19 protein-coding genes are annotated in these 26,052 nt (G+C 72.4%); 5 read left to right on the top strand and 14 right to left on the bottom strand.

From position 1 onward, the window contains the following. Positions 1-76 precede the first annotated feature (76 nt). Entirely contained in the window at positions 77-499 is a 423-nt protein-coding gene (locus tag ABD126_RS26290) for a hypothetical protein (RefSeq protein ID WP_343936600.1), read from the bottom strand. Positions 500-919: 420 nt separating this feature from the next. Here ABD126_RS26290 and ABD126_RS26285 point away from each other — a divergent pair, with 420 nt between their 5' ends. The 3 genes from ABD126_RS26285 (at position 920) to ABD126_RS26275 (ending at position 3,151) form a co-directional block, all read left to right on the top strand. Further along, positions 920-2,344 (top strand): WGR domain-containing protein, encoded by a 1,425-nt coding sequence (locus ABD126_RS26285; protein WP_343936599.1) that lies wholly within the window; start codon positions 920-922, stop codon positions 2,342-2,344. A 166-nt stretch (positions 2,345-2,510) separates the two neighbouring features. Further along, on the top strand, positions 2,511-2,888 hold the full coding sequence (locus ABD126_RS26280; RefSeq protein WP_343936598.1) for a YidH family protein: 378 nt from the start codon (positions 2,511-2,513) through the stop codon (positions 2,886-2,888). After that, positions 2,885-3,151 carry a DUF202 domain-containing protein gene (locus tag ABD126_RS26275; protein WP_343936597.1) on the top strand — a complete coding sequence of 89 codons (267 nt, stop codon included), beginning with the start codon at positions 2,885-2,887 and terminating at the stop codon, positions 3,149-3,151. The genes ABD126_RS26280 and ABD126_RS26275 overlap by 4 nt, the downstream gene beginning before the upstream one ends. A 3-nt stretch (positions 3,152-3,154) precedes the next feature. Here ABD126_RS26275 and ABD126_RS26270 read toward each other — a convergent pair whose 3' ends face one another. Then, on the bottom strand, positions 3,155-3,451 hold the full coding sequence (locus tag ABD126_RS26270; protein ID WP_343936596.1) for a hypothetical protein: 297 nt from the start codon (positions 3,449-3,451) through the stop codon (positions 3,155-3,157). A 162-nt stretch (positions 3,452-3,613) separates the two neighbouring features. On the opposite strand from ABD126_RS26270, the gene ABD126_RS26265 reads away from it, so the two are divergent. Continuing rightward, entirely contained in the window at positions 3,614-5,731 is a 2,118-nt protein-coding gene (locus tag ABD126_RS26265; protein ID WP_343936595.1) for a TerD family protein, read from the top strand. A gap of 85 nt (positions 5,732-5,816) precedes the next feature. On the opposite strand, the gene ABD126_RS26260 is transcribed toward ABD126_RS26265, so the two are convergent. The 6 genes from ABD126_RS26260 to ABD126_RS26235 all read right to left on the bottom strand — a co-directional run bounded on the left by ABD126_RS26260 (position 5,817) and on the right by ABD126_RS26235 (position 19,546). After that, positions 5,817-7,187 (bottom strand): hypothetical protein, encoded by a 1,371-nt coding sequence (locus ABD126_RS26260; RefSeq protein ID WP_343936594.1) that lies wholly within the window; start codon positions 7,185-7,187, stop codon positions 5,817-5,819. A gap of 62 nt (positions 7,188-7,249) precedes the next feature. Next, positions 7,250-7,762: a hypothetical protein gene (locus ABD126_RS26255; protein ID WP_343936593.1), complete on the bottom strand. Its 513-nt coding sequence runs from the start codon at positions 7,760-7,762 to the stop codon at positions 7,250-7,252. Continuing rightward, positions 7,762-14,001: an RHS repeat-associated core domain-containing protein gene (locus ABD126_RS26250; RefSeq protein WP_343936592.1), complete on the bottom strand. Its 6,240-nt coding sequence runs from the start codon at positions 13,999-14,001 to the stop codon at positions 7,762-7,764. The genes ABD126_RS26255 and ABD126_RS26250 overlap by 1 nt, the downstream gene beginning before the upstream one ends. A 32-nt stretch (positions 14,002-14,033) precedes the next feature. After that, a complete protein-coding gene (locus tag ABD126_RS26245; protein WP_343936591.1) occupies positions 14,034-18,287 on the bottom strand; it encodes a LamG-like jellyroll fold domain-containing protein in 4,254 nt (1,417 codons plus the stop codon). Positions 18,288-18,683: 396 nt separating this feature from the next. Beyond that, the gene (locus tag ABD126_RS26240) at positions 18,684-18,821 is read right to left on the bottom strand and encodes a hypothetical protein (protein WP_343936590.1); all 138 of its coding nucleotides are present in this window, start codon (positions 18,819-18,821) and stop codon (positions 18,684-18,686) included. A gap of 62 nt (positions 18,822-18,883) precedes the next feature. Next, positions 18,884-19,546: a TetR/AcrR family transcriptional regulator gene (locus ABD126_RS26235; protein WP_343936589.1), complete on the bottom strand. Its 663-nt coding sequence runs from the start codon at positions 19,544-19,546 to the stop codon at positions 18,884-18,886. 144 nt (positions 19,547-19,690) lie between these two features. Between ABD126_RS26235 and ABD126_RS26230 the strand changes: the two genes are divergently transcribed. Next, complete coding sequence (locus tag ABD126_RS26230) at positions 19,691-20,932, top strand: hypothetical protein (protein WP_343936588.1); 1,242 nt, start codon at positions 19,691-19,693, stop codon at positions 20,930-20,932. Positions 20,933-20,973: 41 nt separating this feature from the next. Here ABD126_RS26230 and ABD126_RS26225 read toward each other — a convergent pair whose 3' ends face one another. The 6 genes from ABD126_RS26225 to ABD126_RS26200 all read right to left on the bottom strand — a co-directional run bounded on the left by ABD126_RS26225 (position 20,974) and on the right by ABD126_RS26200 (position 25,982). Beyond that, the gene (locus ABD126_RS26225) at positions 20,974-21,870 is read right to left on the bottom strand and encodes an RNA polymerase sigma-70 factor (RefSeq protein ID WP_343936587.1); all 897 of its coding nucleotides are present in this window, start codon (positions 21,868-21,870) and stop codon (positions 20,974-20,976) included. Positions 21,871-21,991: 121 nt separating this feature from the next. Further along, positions 21,992-23,020 (bottom strand): ABC transporter ATP-binding protein, encoded by a 1,029-nt coding sequence (locus ABD126_RS26220; protein WP_343936586.1) that lies wholly within the window; start codon positions 23,018-23,020, stop codon positions 21,992-21,994. Next, complete coding sequence (gene modB, locus ABD126_RS26215; protein WP_343936585.1) at positions 23,017-23,811, bottom strand: molybdate ABC transporter permease subunit; 795 nt, start codon at positions 23,809-23,811, stop codon at positions 23,017-23,019. The genes ABD126_RS26220 and modB overlap by 4 nt, the downstream gene beginning before the upstream one ends. Then, positions 23,808-24,563, bottom strand: coding sequence for a molybdate ABC transporter substrate-binding protein (modA, locus tag ABD126_RS26210; protein WP_343936584.1), 756 nt, complete (start codon positions 24,561-24,563; stop codon positions 23,808-23,810). The genes modB and modA overlap by 4 nt, the downstream gene beginning before the upstream one ends. Before the next feature lie 5 nt (positions 24,564-24,568). Then, positions 24,569-24,964, bottom strand: coding sequence for a TOBE domain-containing protein (locus tag ABD126_RS26205; protein ID WP_343936583.1), 396 nt, complete (start codon positions 24,962-24,964; stop codon positions 24,569-24,571). Positions 24,965-25,142: 178 nt separating this feature from the next. After that, on the bottom strand, positions 25,143-25,982 hold the full coding sequence (locus ABD126_RS26200) for an NAD(P)H-binding protein (protein ID WP_343936582.1): 840 nt from the start codon (positions 25,980-25,982) through the stop codon (positions 25,143-25,145). Positions 25,983-26,052: the final 70 nt, after the last annotated feature.

Below are 26,052 nucleotides of genomic sequence, written 5' to 3'. Positions count from 1 at the left end.
TTCTCGAAGGTGCGGGACACGGGGCCGGGCCGGGCCGCGGAGGGATCCACGGGCACCGACCCGGACCGGGCGGACGTCACCGGGTGATCGTGATGGTCCGTTCCTGCTCGGCGGTGCCCCAGTCGGTCGGGGTCCAGACGCTCAGCGACGCCGTCGCGTACGCCGTGCCGGGGCGGAACGCCTTGGTCCGCGACACCACCGTGACGTCGACCTGCTGGAACGTCCCGGTGCACTCGGTGATCGAGACGTAGCGGTCGCCCGTGGCGATGTCCCCGCGCACGTTCTGGGTGACCTGGACCCACAGCGAGCCCTGCCCGTCGGCGGCGCACACGATGGTGGTCGGCACGACGACCGCCGCGCCCCGCGCTTCCAGGCGCGCGGACGACTCGACGGACAGGGCGGCGACGGCCCGGTCCTCCAGCGCGGTGTCCGCGCCGGCGGGCAGCGCCGACGCGACCAGGGCGGCGGCGGTCAGAGCGAGGACGGGAATTGCCCTCATCATTTCCTCCTCGATTTGGAAGATTCGGCGCGCAACCGCCCGTGATGCGGCGGCACGCCCAGAAGGAGAACGTTAGTAGCGGTTGATCTCGCAATTCAAGAAATGACAAAAGCGGTTCTTGCCAATTCCGGCGCACGGGTGACCGACCTGGTCAGAGCGGGTTGATAGGCCGTTGGCACCATTCCGACGCTGCTCGACGGACCCGCCCCGTCTCGTCGGCCCGCACAACGGGATTGACGAATAACCAGGTTCACGGTTTTCGCGCCGACCTGCGCTCGGTAGGGCGGCTCACCGGCCGACGTGGGGGCCGGTGCCACCCGGTCGGCGGCGGCTGCCGGCAGGTCCTCCCGCGGCCGGACGCCGGGGATTGTCGTACCCCCTCGCTACCTTGATCACGAGCTGATCAGAAGGGGGAAGGCGATGTCCGGCACGACGTACCTGGAGCTGTCCGAGTCGGGTGGTGGCGCGCACAAGTTCTACGAGGTGCGCGTCGAGAACACCGAGGTCACGATCACCTTCGGGCGCATCGGTGAGCAGGGGCAGGTCCGCACGGCGAGCTTCGCCGACCACGCGAAGGCGCTGAAGGCGGCGGAGAAGAAGATCGGCGAGAAGGTCCGCAAGGGCTACGCGCCGGCCGTGAAGGGCGAGCGGCAACGCCGTCCGGTGAGCCGGCGGCAGATCGTCAGCACACGCTCCACCGCCCACCAGGCGCCGGTGCTGTGGCGGTTCGCCTCGGGCGCGCCCGCGTTCGGCATCTTCATCGGCGAGGACCACGCCTGGGTCGGCAACGAGAACGGCGACGTCTACACGCTCACCCACGACGGCCGGGTCACCGGGCGGTTCGGGCTGCCCGACTCGGTCAAGTGCATCGTGGCCGACGACTTCTGGATCTACGCGGGCTGCGACGACGGCCGGGTCTACGACCTGGGGGCGAAGGTGCCGCGGGTGGCCTACGAGATCGCCGACGACGTGGACATCTACTGGCTGGACATCCACGACGGCGTGCTGGGCGTGTCCGACCGGCAGGGCCGGGTGACGGTGGTGGACCACGAGGACGAGTTCCAGTGGTCGATGCCGGCCAGCGGCGACAGCGCGTGGATGGTGCGGTGCTCGGACGAGGGCGTCTTCCACGGCCACTCGCGGGGCGTCACCCACTACACCGGGCGCGGGCGCCGGGCGTGGCACGCCGACACGGTCGGCGAGGTGCTGTTCGGGTGGCAGGAGCGCACCGAGGTCTTCGCCGGCACGAGCCGGGCGTGGGTGCACCGGTTCGCGAAGGCCGACGGGCGCAAGACGGGCGACTACCGTTGTGACGCCCCGGTGTTCTCGTGCGCGACGTCGCCCGACGGGGAGTTCGTGTTCGCCGGCGACAACCAGTCCTCGGTGTACTGCTTCGCCGCCGACGGGACACGGCTGTGGAAGCTGGCGACGGGCTGCGGTTCGGCGTTCTCCATGCAGTACCGGGACGAACGGCTGTACCTGGTGACCACGGACGGCTCCCTGGCCTGCCTGGACGCGAGCCCGGCCGCCGTGCACGCCGCCGAACAGGGCCAGCTCCCGCCCCGCCAGGACATCAAGGCCGGCGCCATCGCCCGCGTGGAGGCGACAGCGGAGGTCGAGGTCGTCTCGCCGGCGGCCGCGGGCGAGGGCGTCGTCGTGGAGTGCGTGCAGGAGGGCGGTCGCCTGCGCGTCCACGTGATCTCCGACGGCTACGACCGGACGTGGGGCGTGCAGTTCCCGAAGAACATCCGCGTCCCGGGCGCGCGCTACCTGGTGTCGGAGATCCTGACATCGGCCAGCGGCTCCTTCTACCGCACACGAGGTGAGATCAAGCGTCTCGGCTGACGCCGGGACCCGGCGAAGGGGGTCTCCGTGGCCCTCGGGCTGGTCGAACGCACCGGGACCGGCCACCGGACCACCGCGTCCGGTGCGCTGGGGCCCGCCGCACCTTCGCCGCACACGGCCGCCCGAGGTGTCAGGTTCGAGACGCGCGAACTGCCACAATGGACCCATGCGCGACTTGCGGCTGTGGTTCTCCCCCGCCCGGCTGCTCGCCGAGGGCAAGACGCCGGACTACCGGTTCTCCCTGGCCAACGAGCGGACGTTCCTGGCCTGGATCCGCACCGCGCTCGCCCTGGTCGGCGCGGGCCTCGCGGTGGACCAGTTCCTGCCGGACCTGCACCCCGGGCTGCGCACGGCGGTCGCGCTGACCGCCGTGGGGCTGGGCACGGTGTGCGCGCTGCGGGCGGTCCACCACTGGGTCCGTTGCGAACGCGCCATGCGCCGCGGCGAACCGCTGCCGGTGACCCGGTTCCCGGCGGTGCTGGCGCTGCTGTTGTTCGGCCTGTCGTGCGCGGTCATCGTGACCATCGTGGTGAGCGGGCCGTGACCGACCCCGGTTTGCAGCCCGAGCGCACGCACCTGGCGTGGCGGCGCACCGCGCTGACGTTCACCGTGGTGGCGATCCTGGCCGCCCGCCACGCCGCCGACCACCCCGCCGCGCTCGTCCTGATCGCCGTGGCGTGGCTGGCCTTTTGTGGCACCGCTTACACGCGGGGCCGCACGACCACCCGTCCGCTTCCCCACCTCACGCCCGTGGTCACCGTGTGCTCGGTGCTCGCGCTGGCCGTGGCGGCGGTGCTGGTCCGGTAGCGCTCAGGGGCGGCGCGGGTAGATCAGGCGCAGCGCGCCGACGCACACCGCCTGCATCGCGAGCGCCAGCGCCGCGTGCACGGCCCACGCTCCCACCAGGGTCGGGCCGCCCCACGCCTGCCCGAGCAGCGGGTCGGGCGTGAACGGGTGGCCGAGGGCGCCGATGGTGTCCGGCCACAGCGGGTAGCACCAGCCCCGGGCCACCAGGTACAGCGCGAGCAGCACGAACGGCGCGGCGGCCACCGCGCGGCCGACGCCCGGTCGCGGGCGGACACCGAGGCGGGTGAGGAGTGTGCTCATGACGAAGCAAACTAGGCGCGGACGCGGCGCACGTCGTCGTACCGGGGTGCCGTCTTGAGCGTGCTACCGGGGTATCACCGGACCAGCCGGGCGGGCGCGGTTGGGCTTCGCCTCACGGAATTCGGGGCGGGGGTGTGGGGGTGGCTGTTCTAATTGCGGGCGATGGACGACAGAGTGCTGGTTTCGAAGACGTTGCGGGTGCCGCGGTCGCCCGGTGGGGCCGGGGACGGGCGGGCGGTCGCTCGGCGGTTCGACGCCGTGTTGGTGCAGGTCGGGTTCAAGGCCTCCGGGGAGTTGTTGCGGCACGTCTCCGGGCTGGAGCCGGCAGCCGCGACGGCGTTGACGGTTCGGGTTGTCGCGGCGTTGCGGGAGGTGGTGGGTGGGCATGTCGTGCACAACCCCTACTTCCGGGACTTCCCGCACGGCGTGCCGGACACCCTGGAGTTCTGGTTGGACTGCTTGCGCAAGGCGATCGGGGACGCCCCGCCGCCGCCCGTGGTCAACCTGTTGGCGCTGCCCACCTACGGGCGCGTCCAGCACTCGTACGAGGAGATGCTGGCCGCCCACGACGAGTTGATCCCCTCGGTCAAGGACCGGCTCACCGTGCTGCACCTCGGTGGGACCGTCGAGGAGGAGACCCGGGCGCTGTTCCTGGAGATGGCCGGCAGTCCGGTGCCCTTGAGCGAGGCGGACCTCGGGCTGTTGCGGGAGTTGGCCCAGCGGTGCCCGGAGGTGCCGGCCGGCGTTCCCGTGCGGGAGAACCGGGCCGTGGTCAACGCGGCCCGGTTGGCGGCCGGGCTGCCGCTGATGGGTGTGGACACCGTCACGGACGTGCTGCGGCTGGCTTGTGCGGCGTCCGGAGGGGACCCGACCCTCCTGCGGCCGACCCGGTTCCGGTCGTTCCGGCGGTCGGAGCGGCGGGTGTTGATGAGGGCGTTGGACGACCTGGTGGCCGCCGGTCCGGGCAAGCTGGGTGACGTCGGACTCCACCGGGAGCGGTGGAAGCGGCTGGGTGAGCGGTTGCACCCGCACGAGCACGATGCGTTTCCGCATGCGCAGGACGTGTTCGCGGTGGCGCGCAAGGACAAGGTCGTCCGGTCCTTCGCGGGGCGGGTGGAGGAGAGGTTCGGCGAAGGGGACGTTCCCGGGGCGGTTCGGTTGTTGGCCGGTGCGCCCGGGGTGTTGTTCCGGTCGGTGGACCGCGTGTTGCGGGCCGGCGGCGGCGAGGATGTCGTACGGGCGGTCGAGTCGGCGGTTGACCGGGTGTCGGGACGGGTGCTGGTCTCCGTCCGCGAACACCTGGCCAACCGGACCACGCCGGACACCGCCCGGGTGTTCATCAACCGCGAAGGACGCGGCTGGACCACCGCCGACGAACGAGCGCCCCTGGACACCGCCCTGGTCGACCGGATCACCGCCGCGCTGGACGCCGAACTGACCCGCCGCCTGCCCGCCCACGACCGCCTCGTGGTGGACCCGGAGGTGCTCGGCCTGGCGGTCCCGCTGTCCGACAAGGCCACCGCGGACGGCCTCGGCGTGCTGCCGCGCGGCTCCGAGTCCCGCCTGGACGGTGACCTGCTCCGGTTCTTCACCCACTGGCGGCAGACCCGGCGCAGCACCGACTTCGACCTGTCCGTGCTGCTGCTGGACGACGACTTCGCCCTCGCCGGGCAGGTGTCGTGGACCAACCTGAAGTCCGGCGGGGCCTACCACTCCGGTGACGTCACCGACGCGCGGGACGGCGCGACGGAGTTCATCGACGTGCCGCTGGACACCGTGACCGCCCGGTACGTCGTCCCGCAGGTGCAGGTGTTCTCCGGCGAGGGCTTCCCGGACGTCGCCGAGTCCGTCTTCGGCTACATGACCCGCGACCGCGACCAGCTCGGCCGCCCGTTCGAACCCGCCACCGTCCGGATGCGCTCGGACCTGCGCGGCAGCGGCCGGGTGGCGGCGCCCGTGCTGTTCCGGCGCCACGACGACGGCTCCTGGTCGGCGAAGTGGCTGCACCTCTACCTGCGCGGCGCGGACTGGGGCAACCGCGTGGAGACCAACCACGTGACGGCGTCCGTGCTCGCGCGGTCCATTGTGGAACGACGGGCCACGACGGTCGGCGATGTCGTGGACCTGCTGCGCGCGAAAGCCGGTTCGTACACCACCTGGACGCCCGGATCGACGTTCACCGAGCCCGTGACCTACATCGGGGTCGAGCGGCCCGACGGGTTGCCGGACGGGTCCACGGTCATCACACGGGCCACCTTGCGCACTCTCGTCCCGAACTGAACACCGACGTGGTACCTTGCGGCTGCGAGGCTATTGGGGAGCTTCCTTCTACTCCACTTCCTAGTTCCCCAGCTCTCCTCCACCGTCAAGGCCCCACGCGGATCCGCAGGGTCTGGCTCTCCCACGCGGCGTGCTCGCGGGTGAACGTGTAGTCGTCCAGGGGCAGCGCCTGCGTCGGGTCCATGTCCGGCACCTGGTGCGCCGGGTGCAGGAACCCGAGCAGCCACGCGCCGTTCGCGTCGTACATCGCCCGCATGATCTCGATCTTGCGGGCTCGGGAGAAGGTGCCGTCGGCGACCTCCCGGGCCGTGGCGAAGGACCGCAGCTCCGCGCTGCCCGCGACCACCTCGTCGAACAGCCGCACCGCGTGCCGCTCGAAGTCGGCGACGAACCGGTTCCGGTTGGCCACCCGCTGCCGCTCCGACCCGCGGGTGAACCGAATCGGCAGCGCGCTGTCGCCGTAGACGTCCCGACCGGTGTCGGTGACCGGGTGCCCCCGCCAGTCGAGCTGGTAGCGCCGCGGGAACCACCGCTGCCGGTACCCCACGGCCTGCTGCCCCCGGTCGCCGCCGACGGCCTGCCCGGCGGCCCGCAGGAACCGCTCCCCCTCCCCAGCGCCGAGCCGGCACCCGTGGAACTCCAGCGTCGAGCCGGTGTCGAACCGGGTGGCGCTCTGCAGGTGCTCGCTGGTCAGCCGGCGAGCCGACAACGCGGCCTCCAGTTGCGCGGCGGAGTGCCAGCGGCCGGCCAGCTTCAACTGGTTGGACGGCTCGATGGTCCCGTGCGCGAAGACGTCCACCCGGCGCACCATCCGCTCGGTCTGCGCGCTCTCGACGGCCGACAGAAGCCCGTCGAGCGAGTCGACGCCCTCGACCACGACGACCGTGTCACCGGGCACGGCGGGTCGCCCGAAGTAGGTCCGCGCGTAGGCGGCGGCGTTGCGGATGAACTGGTCGTCGTCACGGCCGGGCGCGGCCACCAGGACGACGTTGACGCGTGGGCCGTTGCGGGCCAGGCCGTGCAGCGCCGACAACGCGCGTTCGTAGCTGCCGCGCAACTGTTCGGTGAGGGCGGCGTCGCCTTGCAGGGAGTCGGTGATCATGCGCCGGCCGTTGTCGTAGGTCGGCTTCCACGCGGCCAGCACCCGGGCGATCTCGGCGAGGTTCGCCTCGGGCGTCGGGTGCGGCATGGCGGGCAGGGCGGGAACGGCCTGCACCATCTCGCGCGTGCGGTAGAAGTCGGCGGCCCCGTCGAAGAACCGAACGAGCAGTTCGACGAACGTGCGCTGCTCGGAACCGGTCGCGGCCCGCGGCCCGTCCCGCTGGACCGACAGCAACGCCGCCGCGACCCGGTTGCCCGCGAGCCGCTGGAGCGCCTCGACCGGGTGCTCGACCACCGGCCGGGGCGCGGCGGCCCGGTGACCGCGCCGCTCGGACCCACTCCGCTCCCGCTCCATCCCACCACTGTCGCGCCCCGGCGGCCGGGCGCAACGTCCGCGGGGGCAGCGACAGGGGCGCGTCAGCCGGCCGGGAAGGCGCGGATGTAGACGTGCTGCGGTTGGGCGGAGCGGTTGACCACGACCAGGACGGAGTGGTCGTTCACCCCGTCGGTCCGCTCGACGGTCCAGTACTCCACCCGGTCGGTGCGCGGGAAGTCCCAGGTGATGCCCGATCCGGGAGGCGGATGGATCGGCGGCCCGCTCTCGGTGAAGATCGGCGTCCACTGGACGACCGGGGTCGCGCCGTCGATGCCGACCCCGGTCAGGAAGCTCGCCACGCAGTCCTCCGGAGCCGTGAAGTCCATGACGATCGTGCTGTCGGCGAACCGCGGCCCCAGGTAGAACCTCGCCGTCTCCCGCGCGCACCCCGGAAGCGGCACCGAGGACTGCTCCTGCGCCTCCTCCAGCGAGAAACCCGACTTGCTGCCCGGGTAGGCGTGCGGGTCGTCGCCGGGCAACAGCACAACGGCGGCGACCACCGCCGCCGCGCCCGTGAGCGCGGCGGCGATGGTCCAGGAGGCCTTCAACGGCACTAACGGCTCCGGTCGATGGTCAGCGTCTGGCTGCCCCGGACCACGAAGTCCTGGGCCAGCCCGGCATCCGGCATCTGGGACAGGTAGGTCAGATCGTAGACGCCCTTGACGAGCTTGCCCTCGTCGAAGTTGTAGTCCTTGATCAGGTCCACCGTGACCGCGCCCCGCACCCGCGTGCCGCCACCGTTCTCCCGGGTGACGGTGACCTGGCCGGAGATCCGGTACTCGATGCTCTGCAAGGCGAGCGTGTTGTCCGTGCTGGAGTTCGCGACGCCCTTCAGCCAGCCGCTGTCGATGTTGACCGTGCACGTCGCCGTCCCCGCGCACTTCTCCGCCGCCATGGCGCTCAACGTGTTGATCGGCTCCTCGCGCTCGTTCTTCCAGTTCGCGTCCTCGAACACCTGGGACATCTGGTCCGGCCGCAGGATGTAGTCGCTGCCCGACTTGCCCGCCCAGTGCCCGAACAGCTCGCAGGTCAGCTCGTACAGGGCGCACACCGCGGACCCGACCAGGCCCATGTGCTCCAGGCGGGCGTTGATGTCGTGCGCCGCCATGCCGGCCTCCAGCACCGACAGCTTGCGGTACGGCTTGTGCTTGGCCTGGTCGGAGCCGTACTCCGGCTTGCCCTGCGGGTGCTTGACCGTGTGCGGCGCGTTGCCGCAGGCGCTGCAACTCTGCCACGGCTTGTCGTCGCCCGCGCCGGCGCAGGCCGAGCCGTCGCCGCGCATCCAGCCGTGGCCGGGCACGTTGTAGCAGGGGCCGCCGCGGGGTTCGGTGCCGTCCGGGTCGGTCAGGTTGACCGGGTTGTTGTTGGCGTAGGAGTACCCGTTCCACTGCTGCGGGCTGTTCTGGTCCAGCAACGGGTCCACCGCGGTGAACCGGCCCAGGGTCGGGTCGTACTCGCGCGCCCCGAGGTGGACCGTGCCCGACGCGTCCTGCACGCCGCCGATGAAGCCGTGGCGGTCCGGCCACGACGCCGGCGGGGTGCCCCGGCCGACGCCGAACGGGTCCTGGTGGCGGCGGGTGACGGCGAGGGTGCCCGCGTCGACCGACGCCGTGCCGGTGCCCTGGTGGTCCTCGATCGTCCACGTCAGGCCGGCCGTGGTCCGGCGGGCGACGTTCTTGCCGCCGTGCGTGTAGAACCGGGTGCCGGTGGCCGTGGTGGAACCGGTCGGGACGAACAGCTCCACGTCGCCCGCGTACAGGGTGGTGCCGGACGGTTCGCGCGTGATGAGGCGGTTGCCGTCGGCGTCGTACAGGTAGCGGGTCGGCTTGCCGGTGGCCGTGTCGGTGTCGACGGCCAGGTGGCCCTCGACGTCGTGGTCCAGCGAGTGGCCCGGGCGGGCGGTGGTGTTGCCCGCCGCGTCGTAGCCGTAGGTCGCCGTGGTCGTGCCGCCGGGGCCGGTGGTGGTGGCCGTCGTCGCCGCGTGCGGCCGGGGCGAGCCCGGCGCGGGGTAGTCGAGCTTGGTCTTCGTGTCGCCCGCCGCGGTGTGCTTGACCTGCTCCACCCGGTTGCCGGTGGGGTCGTAGGACCAGTCGGTCCAGTACGGGGCCACGCCGCCGAGCCCGGCGACCGTCGCCGCGACCGAGCACTCCCCCGACGCCGGCGTCCACGCCGAGGTCAGGCGGCGCAGGTGGTCGTAGCCGAAGCACTGGGTGTCGCCGACGTCCCCGATCCGGGTGATGTCACCGGCCTTGTTGTACGTGTACGCCCGGTTGGTGACGGTCTGGTCGGTGGCCGTGGACCGCACCACGAGCGCCGACGCCGGCAGGTTGGTGGCGGACTCGTAGGTGTGGGTCGCCGAGACCTGCTTGGGGTTGTTCGCGTCGGCCAGGTTCAGCCGCAGCACCTGCCCGAACGGGTTGTACTCGGTCAGCGACACCAGCTTGGTGCCGCCGTTGCCGTCGGCCGCGAACGACTCGGTCGGGTTGCCCAGCGCGTCGTAGGTCCGGTAGATCGTCTCGGCCGGCAGGCCGCCCACGCCGGGCGAGCTGACCGTGGCGACCGCCCCGGTGTTCGGGTCGTAGGTGATCGGGAACGAGTGGGTGCCGCCGATCCCGGCCTCGCTGGTCGGGATCACCACGGTGGTGCCGGTGGGCCGGCCCGCCTCGTCGTACCCGGACACCGCGCGCACGTAGGCCTTGCCGCCGTCGAACCGGACGGCGTTGGTCTCCTTGCCCTTGAGCTTGGTGTCGTAGGCCCAGCTCGCGCGCTTGAGGCCCGAGGTCGTGCCCTCGAACATGCCGGTCTTGCGGCCCAGCGCGTCGTAGGTGTACGCCAGCACCTTGCCCCGGCCGTCGGTGGTCCGCACGACCTGCCCGGCGGCGTCGTACTCCGTGGTGGTGGTGCCCGCGTCCGGGTCGGTCTGCGTGACCTTGCGGCCCAGCAGGTCGTAGCCGAACGTCCACTTGTTCGCGCCCGTGCTGTCGGTGACCGTGTGCTGAAGGCCCGACGGCAGGTACGTGTGCGCCGTGGTGTCGGCCGGGTCGTTGGGCCCGGTGTGCGCGCGGTCCTTGAACTGCTGGGTCTTGACCTTCTGGCCCAGCCCGTTGGTGATCACGGCCGACGCGGTGCCGCCGGGCGGCGGGACCGTGGTGACCCGGTCACCGTCGTAGGTGGTCGTGGTCCGCTTGAGCTCCGTGCCGTCGTTCAGGGTGATCACGGCGGTGGGCCGCCCGGCCGAGTCGTGCTGGGTCACCGTGGTCATCGGGACCGCGTTGTCCTGCACGACCAGCAGCGACGGCTGCGGCGCGGTGCTGTTCCAGTACTGGGCGTGCGCCTTCCACGCCCGGCCCTGCGAGTCGTGCAGGGTGTCCTCGACGACCCGGCCGCCCTGGGCGTACGGGGTCGGCGACTGCGTCTGCACGGTCCGGCCCAGGCCGTCGACGAGCACGTAGCTGGTGGCGTACTGGCCGGAGGCCAGCAACCGGTTCGCCGTGACCACGCTCGGCGTGGTCGTGTTCACCGCGTAGGCGAAGGTCGCGTCGGCGGGCGAGGAGCCCTTGGTGTGCCCGGGCCGCCAGACCGCGGTGAGCCGGCCCAGCGGGTCGTGGGCCAGGTCCGTGCGCAGCCCCGACCGGTCCACCTTGCCGGTGACCACGCCGCTGGCGGGGTTGAGCTCGTCCACGGTGGTCAGGCGCGTCGACACGCCCGCGATGGTCACCGGCGGCGCGCTGGTCTCGATCCTGGTGACCGGGCTGCCGGTCGCCGGCGTGTAGGTGGTGTTCGTGGTGCGGTTGAGCGCGTCGGTCACCGACACGACCCGGCCGTAGACGGTGTCGTAGCCGGTCTTCACCGTCGGCGTCTGGAACACCGCCGTCCCGCCGGACGGCCAGTCGGACAGCGTGTGCACCTCGGTCGCGTCACCCCGGGTCGGGGCGACCCCGTAGGCCTGGCCGTCGAACAGGGTGCGCGCCTCGGAGATGATGTTCGCGCTGCTCGCCGCGTTGGCCTCGGTGCACGGGCCGGACACCTTCTGCACCGACTTGGGCAGGGTGAGCAGCCACGCGCCCGTGTTCTCCGCGTAGGTCGTGCGGGTGCACGAGGTCTGCGCCTGGTCGTCCACGTCACCCTCGGTCTGCACCGCGGTCGGCAGGCCGTGGCCGTTGAACGTGGTCGCGGTGCGGGACGTGCGCCACTTGTTCGACGCCGCGAGCCACACCCGCTTGCGGGACGCGCCGGTGCCGACGTGGTGGGCCTTGACGCCGTTGGCGTCGGTCGCGGTCGCGCCGGAGGACCACGGGTCGTTCAGCGTGGCCGCGATGACGTTGCCGTCCAGGTAGGACAGCGTCTCCAGCGCGAAGCCCGAGTACTGGTCGCTGTCGGCGGTGTTCTCGCCGAGGGAGTTGGCGACCGCGACGGACCTGGTGCCGGAGGCGGCCTTGTCGCCGTCCATGCCGCGCAGGTACCTGGTCTGGGTGACCGTCCGCGGCCCGGCCTCGTCACCCGGGTTGCCCGTGGTCGTCTTGACCACGCCGTAGCCGCGCCACTGCGACCACGTGCGGTACTTGTCCTCCTGGAAGAAGTTCTCGTCGAAGTGCCAGGCGCCGCCGTCGAGGTAGTCGTAGTGCACGCGGACCTGCTTGCCCAGCGTGGTGCGGCCGTCGGTGTTGACGTCGGTCACGACGTACTTGTTGAACCAGTCCAGCACCGGGTCGTTCGCGCCGCCGGGCGTCCAGTGCACCGGGTAGCAGCGCGTGGTGTTGGTCGCCGGGTCCGGGGTGCCGGACTGGCAGTCCGGCTCGGAGTAGGTGACCGTGGTGGTGCCGCCCAGCTCACCGGTGATCGCGGTGATCCGGTGGCGGGACAGGCTGGTGTGGTTCTGCGAGGCCAGCGTCCGGTTCGACTTGGCCGTGCCGCCGAACGTGGTCGCCGGGAGCGTGGCGCTGCCGCCCACCAGGCCGGTGCGGGTCACGCCGTCCAGCCACAGCGACGGGCTGTCGCCGCTGCCGGTGGCCGGGAACGAGTGGGCCAGCGCCCACCGGTCGGCGTCCAGCCAGCCGCCGGACCCGTTGGCCACCTGGGTGGTGATCGTCGTGAGCTTGCGGCGGGTGAAGAACGACGGCGAGACCACCTTGCACACCGCGCCGGGCGCGCACAGGCGGTCGGCGGGCACGTCCGGCCACGAACTCGCCGTGCCGGTGTTGAGCTGACCCGGGTCGCAGGTCACCGCGCCGCCCGGGACGCACCGCTCGGCGGTGTCGAACAGCACCCGGGCCGGGGCCTGGGCGAAGTTGCCGCCGGCCGCCGCGTTCAGGCCGTACTCCATGCGCAGCAGGTGGCCGCCGCGCACGTAGGAGGTGCCCGCGGTGGTGACGTTCATGTTCTGGCCGTAGGCGTTGACCTCCGGCTGGTAGTAGTACACGACCGCGTTGCCGTGGGTGTCGATCACGTGGTCGAGGTTCCAGCGCCACGCCTGGGTGCACGCCGACGCCGCGAACGTCGCCTGGTGGCACGGCTCGCCGCTGTTGTTGCCGTAGACCGGCGCGGTGAACGTCGACTGCGTCTCCGGCTTGCCCGCCGACCAGCCCGGCACCCGGTTGAGGCCGAAGAAGTACTGCGTGCCGTCGGGCGTGGTGACCTTCCAGTGCTCGCCCTCGCGCGCGCCGTTGACCGCGCCGGTCAGCCGCTCGACGCGCGAGCCGTCCTCGTTGCGGGGCCGCCACGCGCCGGTCGCGGTGTCCTTGACCAGCACGGTGCTGCGGCCGGCATAGGAGATGGTCGCGTTGTCGCTCGCCCAGCACAGGTCGCCGGTCTTGGTCTGGCCGTTGTTGCCGCCCAGGTCCTTGGCGCACGGCTTGTAGGCGCGCTCGACGAACCCGCCAGCGCCCAGCGTCCAGCCGTCGCCGATCCAGGAGGGCTGGTTGTTGGTGGCCGAGGTCGCGCCGTCCACGGTGGCCGACGAGTAGGACAGCGACAGCGCCGGGGTGTTGCCGCCCAGCGCCGCGGGCAGCTTGATCGGGTAGCTGTAGGTGAACGCGCCCGACGAGCCGCCCGCGGTCCACGTGCCCGACGGGGAGAGCGGGGTGGCGGTGTAGTCGCCGGAGCCGCTGTCGCCCTCGGCGGTGGCGGCGAGCACGGTGGCCGTGGCCAGCGTGGTCTCGCCGACCAGCGCCTTGTCCCGGTTGGTGTGCTCGACCGGGGTGGCGACGTTGCACTCCGGCCGCTCCGGCGTGGACAGGTGGCAGTCCGGGTAGGACACCAGGCGCAGGCGGCGGCCGTAGTCGCCGCCGAACGCCTCGGCGAACCCGGAGTAGTCCAGCCGGACGGTGATCGGGCCGGAGGTGTCGCCGGACTTCGGGCTGACGCGGTAGAGCGCCCGCCCGTCGCGCAGGCCGAGCGACTCGACCTCCACCTTGCCCGCCGCGCGGCTCGCGGGGCCGCGGCCGTCCGGCGCGCGGCCCGCCCGGCCCTGGCCGCGGCCCAGCGCCAACCCGGACCCCCCGGCGGCCACGGCGGCGGTGCTGGTGCCCGCCCCGGCCGGCGCGAGGTCCACCTCGACCTTGCCGGTCTCGGGCAGCCGCACGTCCGGCGTCGGCGCGGGCGTGCGGGTCTCGCTCTCCGGCGCCGGGCGCGGCTGGTCGGCCGTCCCGGGCACGGATTCGGTCTGCTGGACGGCGGGCAGGTCCCAGCCCAGGCCGTGCCAGCCCTTCTCGGCCGGGGCGGCGCTCGCGGTGACGGTGGCCGTCAGCATCAGGGCCGCCGTCACGACAGAGGTCACAACGGTGCTGCGTCTCATGTGCTTCACCTGTGGTGTGGTCGCGGCGGGGGTCAGTGGACGGAGCCGAACAGGGTGCCCGGGTCGTCGGCGGTGCGGTCGTCCTGGATCTGCGCGGACGTCCGCACGCCGCTGTGCACCCGCACGCCGGCGATGCCGCCGCTCCACAGGTCCACCACGTTGCCGCCCCACTTGTAGTTGCCCACGGACAGCGACCCGTTGCCGTCGTAGACCGGCGCGTTGGCGATGCACTGGGACTGCTTCTGCCCGTTGACGTAGAGGCACGCCGCGCCGGTGGCCCGGTCGTAGGTCATCGCCAGGTGCGTCCACCGGCCGCTCTCGGCCTTGGCGTCGCTCCACGCGTAGAGCAGGCAGTTCGCCTGGTCCCGGTGGCACGGCATGGCCAGCGACCAGCGGCCCTCGGGCATGTTGTCCTTGCGGTAGCCGAGCATGAACGCGCCGTTGGTGGTGTCGCCCACGCTGACCGCCGCCCTGGTGTCGGTGGTGGGCGAGTCGTGCCGGACCCACGCCGACACCGTGTAGGACCGGTCGGTGCGGAAGTCCTGCGCCTTGGGCAGGGTCAGCCCGGTGCCGGCGTTCGGGATGAACTTCGCGTACGCCGCGTCGCCCTCGGTCACCAGGGACACGGCGCCGGTCGCGGTGGCCGACCAGTGGCCGTTGACGTGCCACGCCGAGTCCACGTACGGCAGGCCCGCCAGCGCGGCGACCTGGCTCGCGGTCAGCGCCTGCTGCCACAGCTGCACCGAGTCGATGGCGCCCTTGAAGAAGTGGACCGGCGCGGAGAAGTCGTACGAGCCCACGGTGACCTTGCCGGCCGCGTTCCACGGCGTGCCGGTGAAGGTCCGCGCGGCCACCAGCCGGCCGTCGAGGTAGAGCTGCATGCGCTTGGACTCGTTGTTGTAGACGCCGGTGACCAGCGTCCAGTCGGTGGTCGCGGGCAGGCCCGGCGCGTAGGTCCACTGGGTCTCCGCGCCCGCGCGGTCCTCGGTGTTGAGGCCGAAGATCCACGTCTTCACGTCGGCCGAGTACCGGATCGCGAAGCCGGGGACGTCGGTCCCGGACTGGCCGACCACGCCGTAGTAGCCGTTCAGGTCGTCCGGCTTGACCCACGCGGACACGGTGAACGACTGCGAGGTGTTCACCGCCGGCCCGGTGGAGCGGCTGGAGCTGCCCGACGTGCCGCTGTACCGCAGGGCGCTGCCGGACTTGCCGGGCACCCAGGACGCGCCGGTGGTGATCAGGTTGTTGTCGTAGCCGGCGCCGTTGTTGCTGGAGTCGGCGGCCGTGGTGCCCGAGCCCTCGTCGAACTTCCAGTAGCCCTGCAACGACTTCACCGGCGCGGGCACGTAGTCGCCGGAGTACTCGTCACCGGTCGCGCCGGTGGCCAGCTTCTCCGCCGCGCCCTCGGCGAGGCCCAGCCCGGCGCGCGAGGTCGAGACGCCCGCGAGGTCGCGCACGTCCTGCGCCGACAGCACCCGCTGCCACGCCTGGACGTCGTCGATCTTGCCCGGGAAGAGGTCCACCCGGGTGCCCGACCACTTCGCGCCGCCGATCACGAACGGTCCGGTCGCCGCGAACAGCGGGTTGGCCATCACCTTCGTGCCCGCGAGCTTGCCGTCCACGTACAGCGAGAGCTGCTTGGCCGGGGCGTCGTAGGTGCCCACCAGGTGGGTCCAGACGCCCAGCGCGGGCACCGCCGCGCCGTCGGCGGAGGTGGCGCGGTTGGCGGTGTCGCTGACCGCGTCGCTGTCGGTGGTCGAGAACGACCACTTGCCGAGGTCCTGGGAGAACTGGAGGTAGAAGCCGCTGACCGTGCCGGCGTCCTGCGAGGCGACGCTGTAGTAGCCGTCGTTCCGGTTCAGCATGGCCCACGCGGAGACGCTGAACGACTGCGTGGTGTCCACGACCGGCTGCGCGGTGGCCGCGTGGCCGTCGGCGGCCAGTTGCAGGCCGCCCTTCACGCCGTCCTTGGCGCCGAACGCGTCGGCCTGGGTCCAGGAGTTGCCGCGGTTGTGGCCGACGTTCCAGCCGGCGCCGCCGCCCAGCGTGGCCGGGTGCGCGGTCTGGCCGGGGTTGAGGGTGGCGACGTTGTCGGCCGCCGTGGCGCCGAACTGGTCGTCCAGCGCCCACGCGCCCTTGAGGTACTTGGCGGAGGTCAACGGCTGCACCACGTAGGCGCACGCGGTGTTGGGCGCGGTGCCCGCGGTGGTCAGCGGCGCGACGCACGACGCGTTCGGGCCGGGCGTGCCGGCCTTGTTCACCGCGCGGACCTTGAGCAGGTTCTGGTTGGCGTTGCGGGCCGTGGTGGACAGCTGGGCGGTCGCGGTGATCTTGCCGCCCTCGTCCTTGCGGGTGGCGGGCACCGACGGGGAGCCCTGGGTGGACGGCTCGCTGCCGTCGAGGGTGTAGACGAACCGGTCGATGTCGTAGAGGTTCGCCGTCGCCATGTCGACGCTGATGTCGAAGGTCGCGATGTCACCCTGGTTGACCGGGGTGTTGGTCGGCTTGGTGACCGGCGCGAGCGGCGGGGTGGCGTCCACGAAGAACTCGCAGTCCCAGTCCCAGCGCGGCGACCAGGCCTCGCCGTCGTAGACCTTCATGGCCCACTTGTAGACGCCGTCGGAGCCGATCCACCCGCTGGGGACGGCGACCTGGGCCAACGCGCCCTGGTTCGCGCCCGGCGTGCCGACGTACGGCCGGGAGCCGGCGTTGTCGTAGTAGGTGCCGGGCACGTCCGCGCCGTACGGCCCGCCGCTGGTGGCGATCATGACCTCCAGGCCGCCACCGTCCGGGTCGGACACCCACGCCTGCAACTGCGGCGTCCGGGTCGCCACCCACGGCCGGTTCTCGCCCTTGACGCACGGCAGGGTGCCGTTCTGCATCGAGTGGCTCCACGGGTTGTTCGGCGTGGAGTTGTAGTGGGTCTCCAGGTACGGGTTGAGCCCGAAGCGCCGCCAGGAGTAGGTGTTGCCCTCCTGCTCGCCCTTGAGCAGGAACGTGGTGAGGTCCCAGCCGTTGGCCGCGGCGGTGCGCACCGCGCCGGTCACGTCGAACTGCATCGAGACGTTCGCGGCCTTGGACTGGTTGGTGACGTTGCTGGAGGACTGGAAAGTGCCCGCGCCGGGCTGGGTGTTCCAGGTGGTGTTGCCGTCGATCCAGCCGGACAGGTAGACCTCGGTCGGCTTGGCGCTGCCCGAACCCCACCACGAGTAGTTCAAGGTGGTGTTGAGGGTCGCCCAGTGGATGTTCTTCCACCGCACCGGGTTGGTGTTCATCTGCACGTAGGAGCGCGAGACGCCGGAGGAGTCGGAGTTCTGGTAGCCGGCCTTGAGGTCGCCCAGGTCGCCCTGCCAGGCGTCGAAGTTCTTCGCGGTCGGGTAGCCGGACTGCACGACGACGTGGTGGGCCTTGCCGCAGTTGCCGCAGGAGTAGTCCGGGTCGAGGTAGACCGGGTACTTGGTGTCCTCGTGCCGCAGGAACTCCTGGTCCGGGATGATGCTGACGCTCTCGGGGGTCACCTCGGCGGTCATCACCGCGGTGCGCCTGCCGACCTCGCCGTCGCCGCTGGAGTCCCACATCCGCGTGGCGTCACCGGTGAACCGCACGGAACCGGCCGCGTCCACGACCTCCAGGCCGGGGTCGGACGCCGCCTTCTTGGCCGCCGGGCGGACCTTGGCGTTCTTGGTGTGGGAGCCGAACGTCACCTTGCGCAACCGGGGGTCGCGCGCGGCTTCCGGCGTCTTGACCACCAGGACCTCGGAGAACCCGATCACGTCCGCCGTGACCTTCAGGTCCACGCCCGGCAGCACCTCGGGGTAGGTCGCGCTGGGGCCGTCCAGCACCGGCTCGGGCAGGTCGGCGGCCCAGGTCAGGCCGATCTCCGAACCCTCGTGCGCCATCCTCGCCAGGGGCGTGGCGCGCCCGCCGCCGGAGAAGGCGAGGTCCACCATCGTCGTCTTGGGCGCGATGCTGCCGTCGGCGCGCTTGACCAGCGTGGTGTCCACGGCGGCCCACCCGCCGTCGCGCCGGACCCGGACCGGCCGCTGGTGCTGCCGCCAGGTGAACGACCCGTCCGGCGTGGCCCACACCTCGTCGGTCTCGGTCGTCCGGCCGGTGATCCGCACCGACCGCCCGAGCTGCTTGGCCAACGCCTGCGCGCGGACCTCGTCCGGCGCCTCGTCCACCACCGGCACCGGCTCGGGCGCCGCCACCGCGACAACCGGCTGCACCACCCCGAACCCGACCACCAGAGCCGCGAACGCGGCCACCCGTCTGATTCCGCGCACGCCAAAGACAGACACCACTTGGTTGGAGCCCCCCGTACACAGGCGACAGTCCGCCGCCACGTCGATGCGATCAGCGGAGAACGATGCCTGTTGGATCGAAGTAAAGCACTAGCCCGTTCAGCGCAATCACGCTGAGCTAGCAGCGGGGCGGGGTGGCACCCGGAGCGCGAACCGGACCGGACGAGCGCCCACTGGGCCGCCCGCTCCTGCGGCGCCGGCGCGCCGATCGCCTCGTCCGCCCGCCGACCGCGGGGACGCGGAGTCCACGCCGACCGCCGGCGCCTCGCCCGGCCCGAGCCCGACCCCGAGCCCGAGCCCGAGCCCGAGCCCCACGGTGAGCGACCGCATCCGACCGCGCGAGAGCACGTCGACCGTCGCCGGGCCTTGACGCCGACGTCAGGACAAGCCCGTGTTCGCGGGTTCCCGCGCTTCCGGCTCGCGCGCGGCGGCCTGTTCGGGGAGGTCGGGCGGGGTGTCGGCGGGTTTGTCCTGTGCGATGGCGGCGGCTGCGCCGGGGAAGCGGTACAGGCACATCAGCGGTGCACCTCCGCGACGGGGGCGTGGGCGGTCATGGGCACGACGCTAGGTGCGGCCGGTCAGTCGCCGCTTCTCGAAACCTGATCGACTTGTCCCATCAGCGCCAGCATCGTGGCCTCGAACAGGTCGGTCAGACCGGGCAGCGCGGCGGCTCCCCCGGTGTGCAGGCAGTGGCGGATGCGTTCGGCCGTGCCGCCGATGTAGAGGTCGAAGACGGCGGCCGGCACGGCGGGGACGGTCGGGTCGGCGTGGCGGGCCCGGTGGTGGAGCTTGCGGAACAGCTCGGCGAAACCGGCGTTGACCGCGCTGGTCCGCTCGATCAGGGCCGGTCCGGCGGAGAAGGTCTCCACGTAGAGTGACCACGCGGCCGTCGGGTGCTCGGCCAGCGCGGTGAGGAACGTGTGCCACGACCGCCGCAGCCGCGTGCGCCAGTCGTCCTTGGGCACGTCGGCCAGCGCGGCGGCCAGGCGCACCCCGATGTCGGCCACGGCCTGGTCGAACGCGGTCAGGAAGCACTCCTGCTTGCCGGCGAAGTGCTCGTAGAACGTCCGCCGCGACACCTCGGCCCGGCCCACGATGTCGCCGATCGTGGTGGCCGGGTAGCCCTTCGCGGCCACGGTGTCGAACAGGGCGGCGATGATCCGGCCGCGTTGCGACGACGCCACCTCCGCGCGGGTCAGGCCGCGGCGCCCGGCGGGCAGGCGCTTGTCGGTGACGTCCACGCCGGCCAGGATACCGAGCGCGTCGACAAATCCGCGGAACGCTTTTCCGTTGGATTCGCGGAATACGCGCCGAGATATGCCCCGAAAGACCCGGGTACCGTAGCGTTCCTCGGGTACTGCTCGGTACCACATCCCGGAGGAACCATGTCGCCATTACCGTTGCGCAGGCGCGCGGCAGCGGTGTTCGCCGCCATCCTCACCCTCCTCGTCGCGGCCCCCGCCACCCCCGCGAACGCCCTCGACGCCGAGGACCTGCCGCCGATCGGCGCGGACGCGGGCCGCTTCAACCTGCCCATCACCTGCGCGATCACCCTGCCGGAGCTGGGCGGGCTCAAGGTGTTGGACCTGCCGCTCAACGTCGACATCCAGGGCGTCGCGCCCACCCAACTCGGCCCCGGCCAGCAGTTCTTCCTCACCCAGGGCTCGGGCAGCATGACATTCCCGCGCTGGCTCACCGATTTCGGCGCGACGTTCGGCGTCAACCGCGTGGACGCCATTGTCACGAACATGAGCATCGGCGCGCGCAATGCCACTCCGACGCATTACAACATCGCCGGCGACGGCATCCACGTCAACGACATCGCGCTGACCGCCGGCCAGGAACTCACCGTGCGCCTGCCCGTGGACCCCGCCGCGACGTTCCCCGACATCGGCCCGTTCACCGCGCCCGACGCCGGCGTGGTGACGCTCCAGTTCGACCGCGCGGTCGTGCTGATCACGCTCAAGGCCGCCTGGGGCCTGGTGCTCAAGCTCAAGGCCGACTGCCTGCCGGTGGCCGGCAACGCGTTGCTGTCGATGGCCGTGGGCGGGCCGGCGGGGCAACCCCCGCTCGCCTTCCACGGCGTGCCGCTGGACTTCCCGCGCATCCCGGTCAACCACCAGGTCGGCATCATCAACGCGCCCTACCGCTGCACGGTCCTCGGTCAGCCCTTCGACGTGGGCATCGCGGTCGGCGCGTTCACCCCGCTGTCGGTGGCGCGCAGCGGCGCGATCCGGTTCACCGAGTCGTCGGGCGCGCTGATCATCCCCGCCGCGACCGTGGACCGCCTCCTCGACGCCGGCATCACCCGCGCGTCCGGCCGCGTCACGGAGCTGACCCTGGCCGCCGCGGGCGGCTCGCCCGGCGCCACCAACGTGCTCGGCGAGGGCTTCGCGATCCCCGAGACCACGCTGACCCGGGGTCGTGACGTCGTGGTCGAACTGCCGCCCGACGACGGCACCCTGACCGCCGGCCCGTGGACCCCCGACCCGGGTTCCGGGCACGTCAAGATCAGCCTCGCGACCGCCGCCGCCGAGCTGTCGCTCAACGGCCAACCGCCCACGCCGGTCCGCTGCGCCACGCCGTCGCCGGAGGTGATCCTGCTCGACGCGCCGGTCACCGGCTGACCCCCGGCCGCACCGCGGCGCGACCCACGCGCCGCGGTGCTTCAGCCCAGCGTCAACACCGTCTCCTCGGCGACCCGCGTGAGCTTCTCCGGGTTGCGCACGAAGTACAGGCCCGTGATCCGGCCGTCGGCGACGTGGCAGGCCAGGATGCCGTCCATCTCGCCGTTGACCCGCATGACCAGGGCCGGGCCGCCGTTGAGCGTGGTCGGTTCGGCGGCCAGGTCCGCCCCGAACTTCTCGATGCCGCCCAGCACGTACCGCACGAACTTCTCCGCGCCGACGATCGGGCGCACCGCCGCCTGCTTCACGCCGCCGCCGTCGCTGATCAGCACCACGTCCGGCGCGAGCACGTTCACCAGGCCCTGGAAGTCCCGGGTCTCCAGGGCCCGCTGGAACGACGCCAGCACCGCCCGCACCTCGCTGGGCGCGACGGCCTTGCGCGGCCGGCGGGCGTCCACGTGCTTGCGGGCCCGGTGCGCGACCTGGCGGACGGTGTCGCGGGACTTGCCGACGGCCTCGGCGATCTCGTCGTAGCCCAGCCCGAACGCCTCGTGCAGCACGAACACCGCGCGCTCGGTCGGCGACAGCGTCTCCAGGACGAGCATCATCGCCATCGACACGCTCTCCGCCAGCGCCACGTCCTCCGCCACGTCCGGCGTGGTCAGCAACGGCTCGGGCAGCCACGGGCCGACGTAGTCCTCCTTGCGGCGCTTGAGCGAGCGCAGCCGGTTGAGCGCCTGCCGGGTGGTGGTGCGGACCAGGTAGGCGCGCGGGTCGCGCACGTGGTCCAGGTCCACCTCGACCCACCGCAGCCACGTCTCCTGCAACACGTCCTCCGCGTCCGCCGCCGACCCGAGCATCTCGTAGGCCACGGTGAACAGCAGGTTGCGGTAGGTGACGAAGGCTTCGGTGGCCGGATCGCCGGCGTGCTCGCTCATGCCGCCGCGCACCCGCCGACGACCACGTCATCGATGCCCATCGCTGCCTCCTCGGTTCCCGGCGTTCGAACAGAGGACACCACGGGATCCGCGGCCGTGACACGCCGTGACCCGGATCACGTCAGCTCGGGTAGGTGTGGACCTCGGTCGCCTTGAGGACCGCCCACAGCGTGTCGCCCGGCGCGAGGCGCAGGTCCGCCACCGTGGCGGTGGTGACGTCGGCGAGCACCGGGGGTGTGCCGTCCAGGTGGACGCGGGTGGTGTGCGCGTGGTGCTCGACGCCGGAGACCGTGACCGGCCAGGTGTTGCGCGGGCTGCCCGCCGGTTTCTCCGGGTACAGGCCCACCGCGGTCGGCGGGAACACCACGTGCACGTCCCCGGTCGCCGGTTCGGCCACGGCCAGCCGTCCACCGTCCACGAGGGACACTTCGGTGCCGTTCGCCCTGCCGCGGTACAGGTTCAGGCCGACGAGGTTCGCCACGTAGTCGGTGCGCGGCCGGCGGACGACCTCCGCCGGTGTCCCCTGTTGCACCACCCGGCCCTCCTCCAGGATGACGATCCGGTCGGCCAGCACCATCGCGTCCAACGGGTCGTGGGTGACCAGCAGGGTGTGGCCGGGGTAGTCGCGCAGGTGCCGACCCAGGTCGGCGCGGACGCGCAGGCGGGTGCTCGCGTCCAACGCGGCCAGCGGTTCGTCGAGCAGCAGCAACAGCGGCGAGGTCGCCAGGGCACGGGCCAGGGCCACGCGTTGGGCCTGGCCACCGGAGAGGGTGCGCGGTTTGGCGCGTTCGAACCCGGCCAGGCCGACCTTGTCCAGCCACTCCCGGGCGGTCGCGTTGGCAGCGGGCTTCGCCGTGCCACGGGCGCGCAGGCCGAAGGCGACGTTGTCCAGCGCGGTCAGGTGCACGAACAGCAGGTAGTCCTGGAACACCACCCCGATCGGCCGCCGCTCGGCCGGCAGACCGTCCCAAGTGGACTCGCCGACGCGCACGCGGGCGCCGGGCACCAGACCGGCCAACGCGCGCAGCGCCGTCGTCTTGCCCGCGCCGTTGGGGCCGAGCAGGGCGACGACCTCGCCGGGCGCGATGGCGAGGTCCAGGTCCAGGTCGAACCCCTCCCGACGCACCCGGATCGCGGCCTCCAGCGTCACGTCGCACCCCTGATCCACCGGTCCCGCAGTCCGGCCAGCACCCCCACCGACACCACCAGCAGCACGATGCTGAGCACGATCGCCGCGTCCGGGTCGCTCTCCAGCGCCAGGTACACCGCCAGCGGCATGGTGGTGGTCTCGCCGGGGAAGTTGCCCGCGAACGTGATGGTCGCCCCGAACTCCCCCAGCGCCCGCGCCCAGCACAGCACCGTCCCCGCCACGAGACCGGGCAGCACCGAGGGCAGCGTCACCCGCCGGAACGTCAGCCACCGGGACGCGCCCAACGTCGCCGCCGCCTCCTCGTACCGGGGGTCGGCCGCCCGCAGCGCGCCCTCCACCGACACGACCAGGAACGGCATCGCCACGAACGCCTCCGCCAGCACGACCCCGGCGGTGGTGAACGGCAGCGAGATCCCGAACCACGCGTCCAGGTACTGCCCGACCAGCCCGCGCCGCCCCAGCACCAGCAGCAGCGCCACGCCGCCGACCACCGGCGGCAGCACCAGCGGCACGGTCACCAACGCCCGCAGCACACCGCGCCCCGGCAGGTCGGCGCGCGCCAGCAACCACGCCAGCGGCACCCCGAGCACCAGGCACACCACCGTCGCCAGGCTCGCGCACACCAGCGACAGCCGCAGCGCGTCCCCGACCTCGGCGCCGACCAACCGGCCGGGGAGGGTGCTCCACGGCGCCCGGACCAGCAGCCCGGCCAACGGCAGCAGCAGGAACGCCAGCCCCAGCACCGCCGGCACCACCAGGACCAGCGGCAACCGCCCGCGGACCGGCCTCACGGCGCGGCGAACCCGGCCTCGGCCAGCACCGCGCGGCCCCGGTCGGACCGGACGAAGTCGATGAACGCCCGCGCCCCCACCGAGTTGGGCGCAGCGGCCAGCGGCGCGATCGGGTAGTCGTTGACGGCCTCGCCCGCCTCGGGGAAGTCCCTGCCCTCGACCCTCTCCCCCGCCGCGCGGACGTCCGTCCGGTACACCAGCGCCGCGTCCACCTCGCCCAGCGACACCTTGGTCAGCGCGGCTTTGACGTCCTGCTCCAGCGTGTCCGGCCGGGCGGTGACCCCGGCGGCCTCGAACACCTTCTTCGCCGCCGCGCCGCACGGCACCTGTTCGGCGCACAGCGCGATCTTCAGGTCCGCCTTGGCGAAGTCGGCCAGCCCGGTGACCCCGCCCGGGTTGCCCCCGGGCACGACGATCTGCAGCGTGTTGCGGGCGAACGTCACCGGTGTCGCCTTGACCGTCCCGGTGTCGGTGACCTGCTTCATGTTCGCCGGCGCGGCGGAGGCGAACACGTCGGCGGGCGCGCCCTGGTTGAGCTGTTGGGCCAGCGCGGAACTGCCGGCGAAGTTGAACGTGACCTCCCCGCCGGGGTGCGCCGCCTCGAACTCCTCGCCCAGCCTGGTGAACGCCTCGGTCAGCGACGCGGCGGCGAACACGGCGATCCGCCCCGACGCGCCGCCGGTCCCGGACGCGCCCGGCGTGCCGCACCCCGCCACCACCAGGGCCACGGCCGCCGCGACCAGCTTCCGCATCGGGCTCACGCCTCCGGGATCTCGACGACGACGTGCGTGGACTTGATGGAGGCGACCGCGACGCTGCCGACCTCCAGGCCGAGTTCGTCGGCGGACTCGCGGCTCATCAGCGACACGATCCGGAACGGCCCCGCCTGCATGTCGATCTGCGCCATCACGCCGTCCTTGACCACCCGCGTGACGATGCCGCGCATCCGGTTGCGCGCCGACGCGGCCACCGTGACCCCGGGCTCGGCGGCCTCGGACAGCTGCTGCGCGAACGCCGCCAGCTCGGCGCCGGCGATCGCCTTGCGCCCGTTGTCCAGCACGGCCGCCAGCCGCCCTTGATCGATCCAGCGCCGGATCGTGTCATCGCTGACCCCGAGCAGGGCCGCCGCCTCACTGATCCGCAGATTCGGCATGACTGGCGAGCCTAGTTCCGAACACGCGGAACTTCCACTCTGAAACCTCCGAGATCGCGGGTCGGGTGGCGGGTGGCGGGTGGCGGGTGGCGGGCCTACCGTGATCGTCGAAGTCACCCGATCGACACCCTCGCCGCGCACCCGATGTCGATTCAGCGCCCGAGCCGGGCTCACCTGGTCACCGGGGCCAGCCGCCGGCGGCCGTCGTCGCGGCGGCGAAGTCCGCGAAGGAGCGGGGCGGACGACCCAGGGCTCGCTGCACGCCGTCGGAGAGGTGTTCGTCGCGGCCTTCGCGCAGGGGTTCGATGACGTCGGCGAAGGCCCGCGCGTCGGCGGGCGGCAGGCCTTGGGCGACCAACTCCGCCACGTACTGGTCCACGGTCAGCGGGACGTAGCGGACCGTGCGGCCGGTGGCCCGGGAGATCGTGTCGGCGGCTTCGCGCAGGGTCAGGGCCTTCGGGCCGGACAGTTCGTAGACCTCGCCGTTGTGGCCGTCCTCGGTCAGGGCCGCCGCCACGACGGCGGCGATGTCCTCGGCGTCGACGAAGCTCGCCGCGCCGTCGCCGGCGGGCAGCCGCAACTCACCCGCGCGGACGGCGTCGGCGAAGAAGCCCTCGCTGAAGTTCTGCGCGAACCAGCCCGGCCGGGTGATCGTCCACTCCAGTCCGCTCTCCCGCACGGCCGCCTCGCTGTCCACCAGGCCGTCGAGCACGCCGCCGCTGTCCTTGGCGTACAACGGGTTGTCGATGCCACGGCCGGACGCCAGCACGAGCCGCCGCACCCCGTGCCGCACCGCCCGTGCCACGAACGGGCGAACCAGCTTGGTGCCGTCCAGTTGCACGATGTAGACGGCCCGCGTCCCTTCCAACGCGTGGTCCCACGTGCTCGGGTCGGTCCAGTCGAAGACGTGCTCCGCGCTGCGGGCCGCCGCGCGCACCGCGACGCCGCGGGCGCGCAGGGCGGTGACGACGCGACGGCCGGACTTGCCGGTCGCGCCGGTGACGAGGATTTCGCTCATGGAGTGCAGTCAACCGGGCCGCGGTGAGACGGAAAATGTTCGGGAAGCGCTCTTGGATGTCTGAGCGTCT

Origin of the sequence: Saccharothrix mutabilis subsp. mutabilis, assembly GCF_039521145.1 — a bacterium.
Taxonomy (GTDB): domain Bacteria; phylum Actinomycetota; class Actinomycetes; order Mycobacteriales; family Pseudonocardiaceae; genus Actinosynnema; species Actinosynnema mutabilis.
Note: the sequence above shows the minus strand (reverse complement) of the source record. Positions and strands in the feature narration are given on the sequence as shown.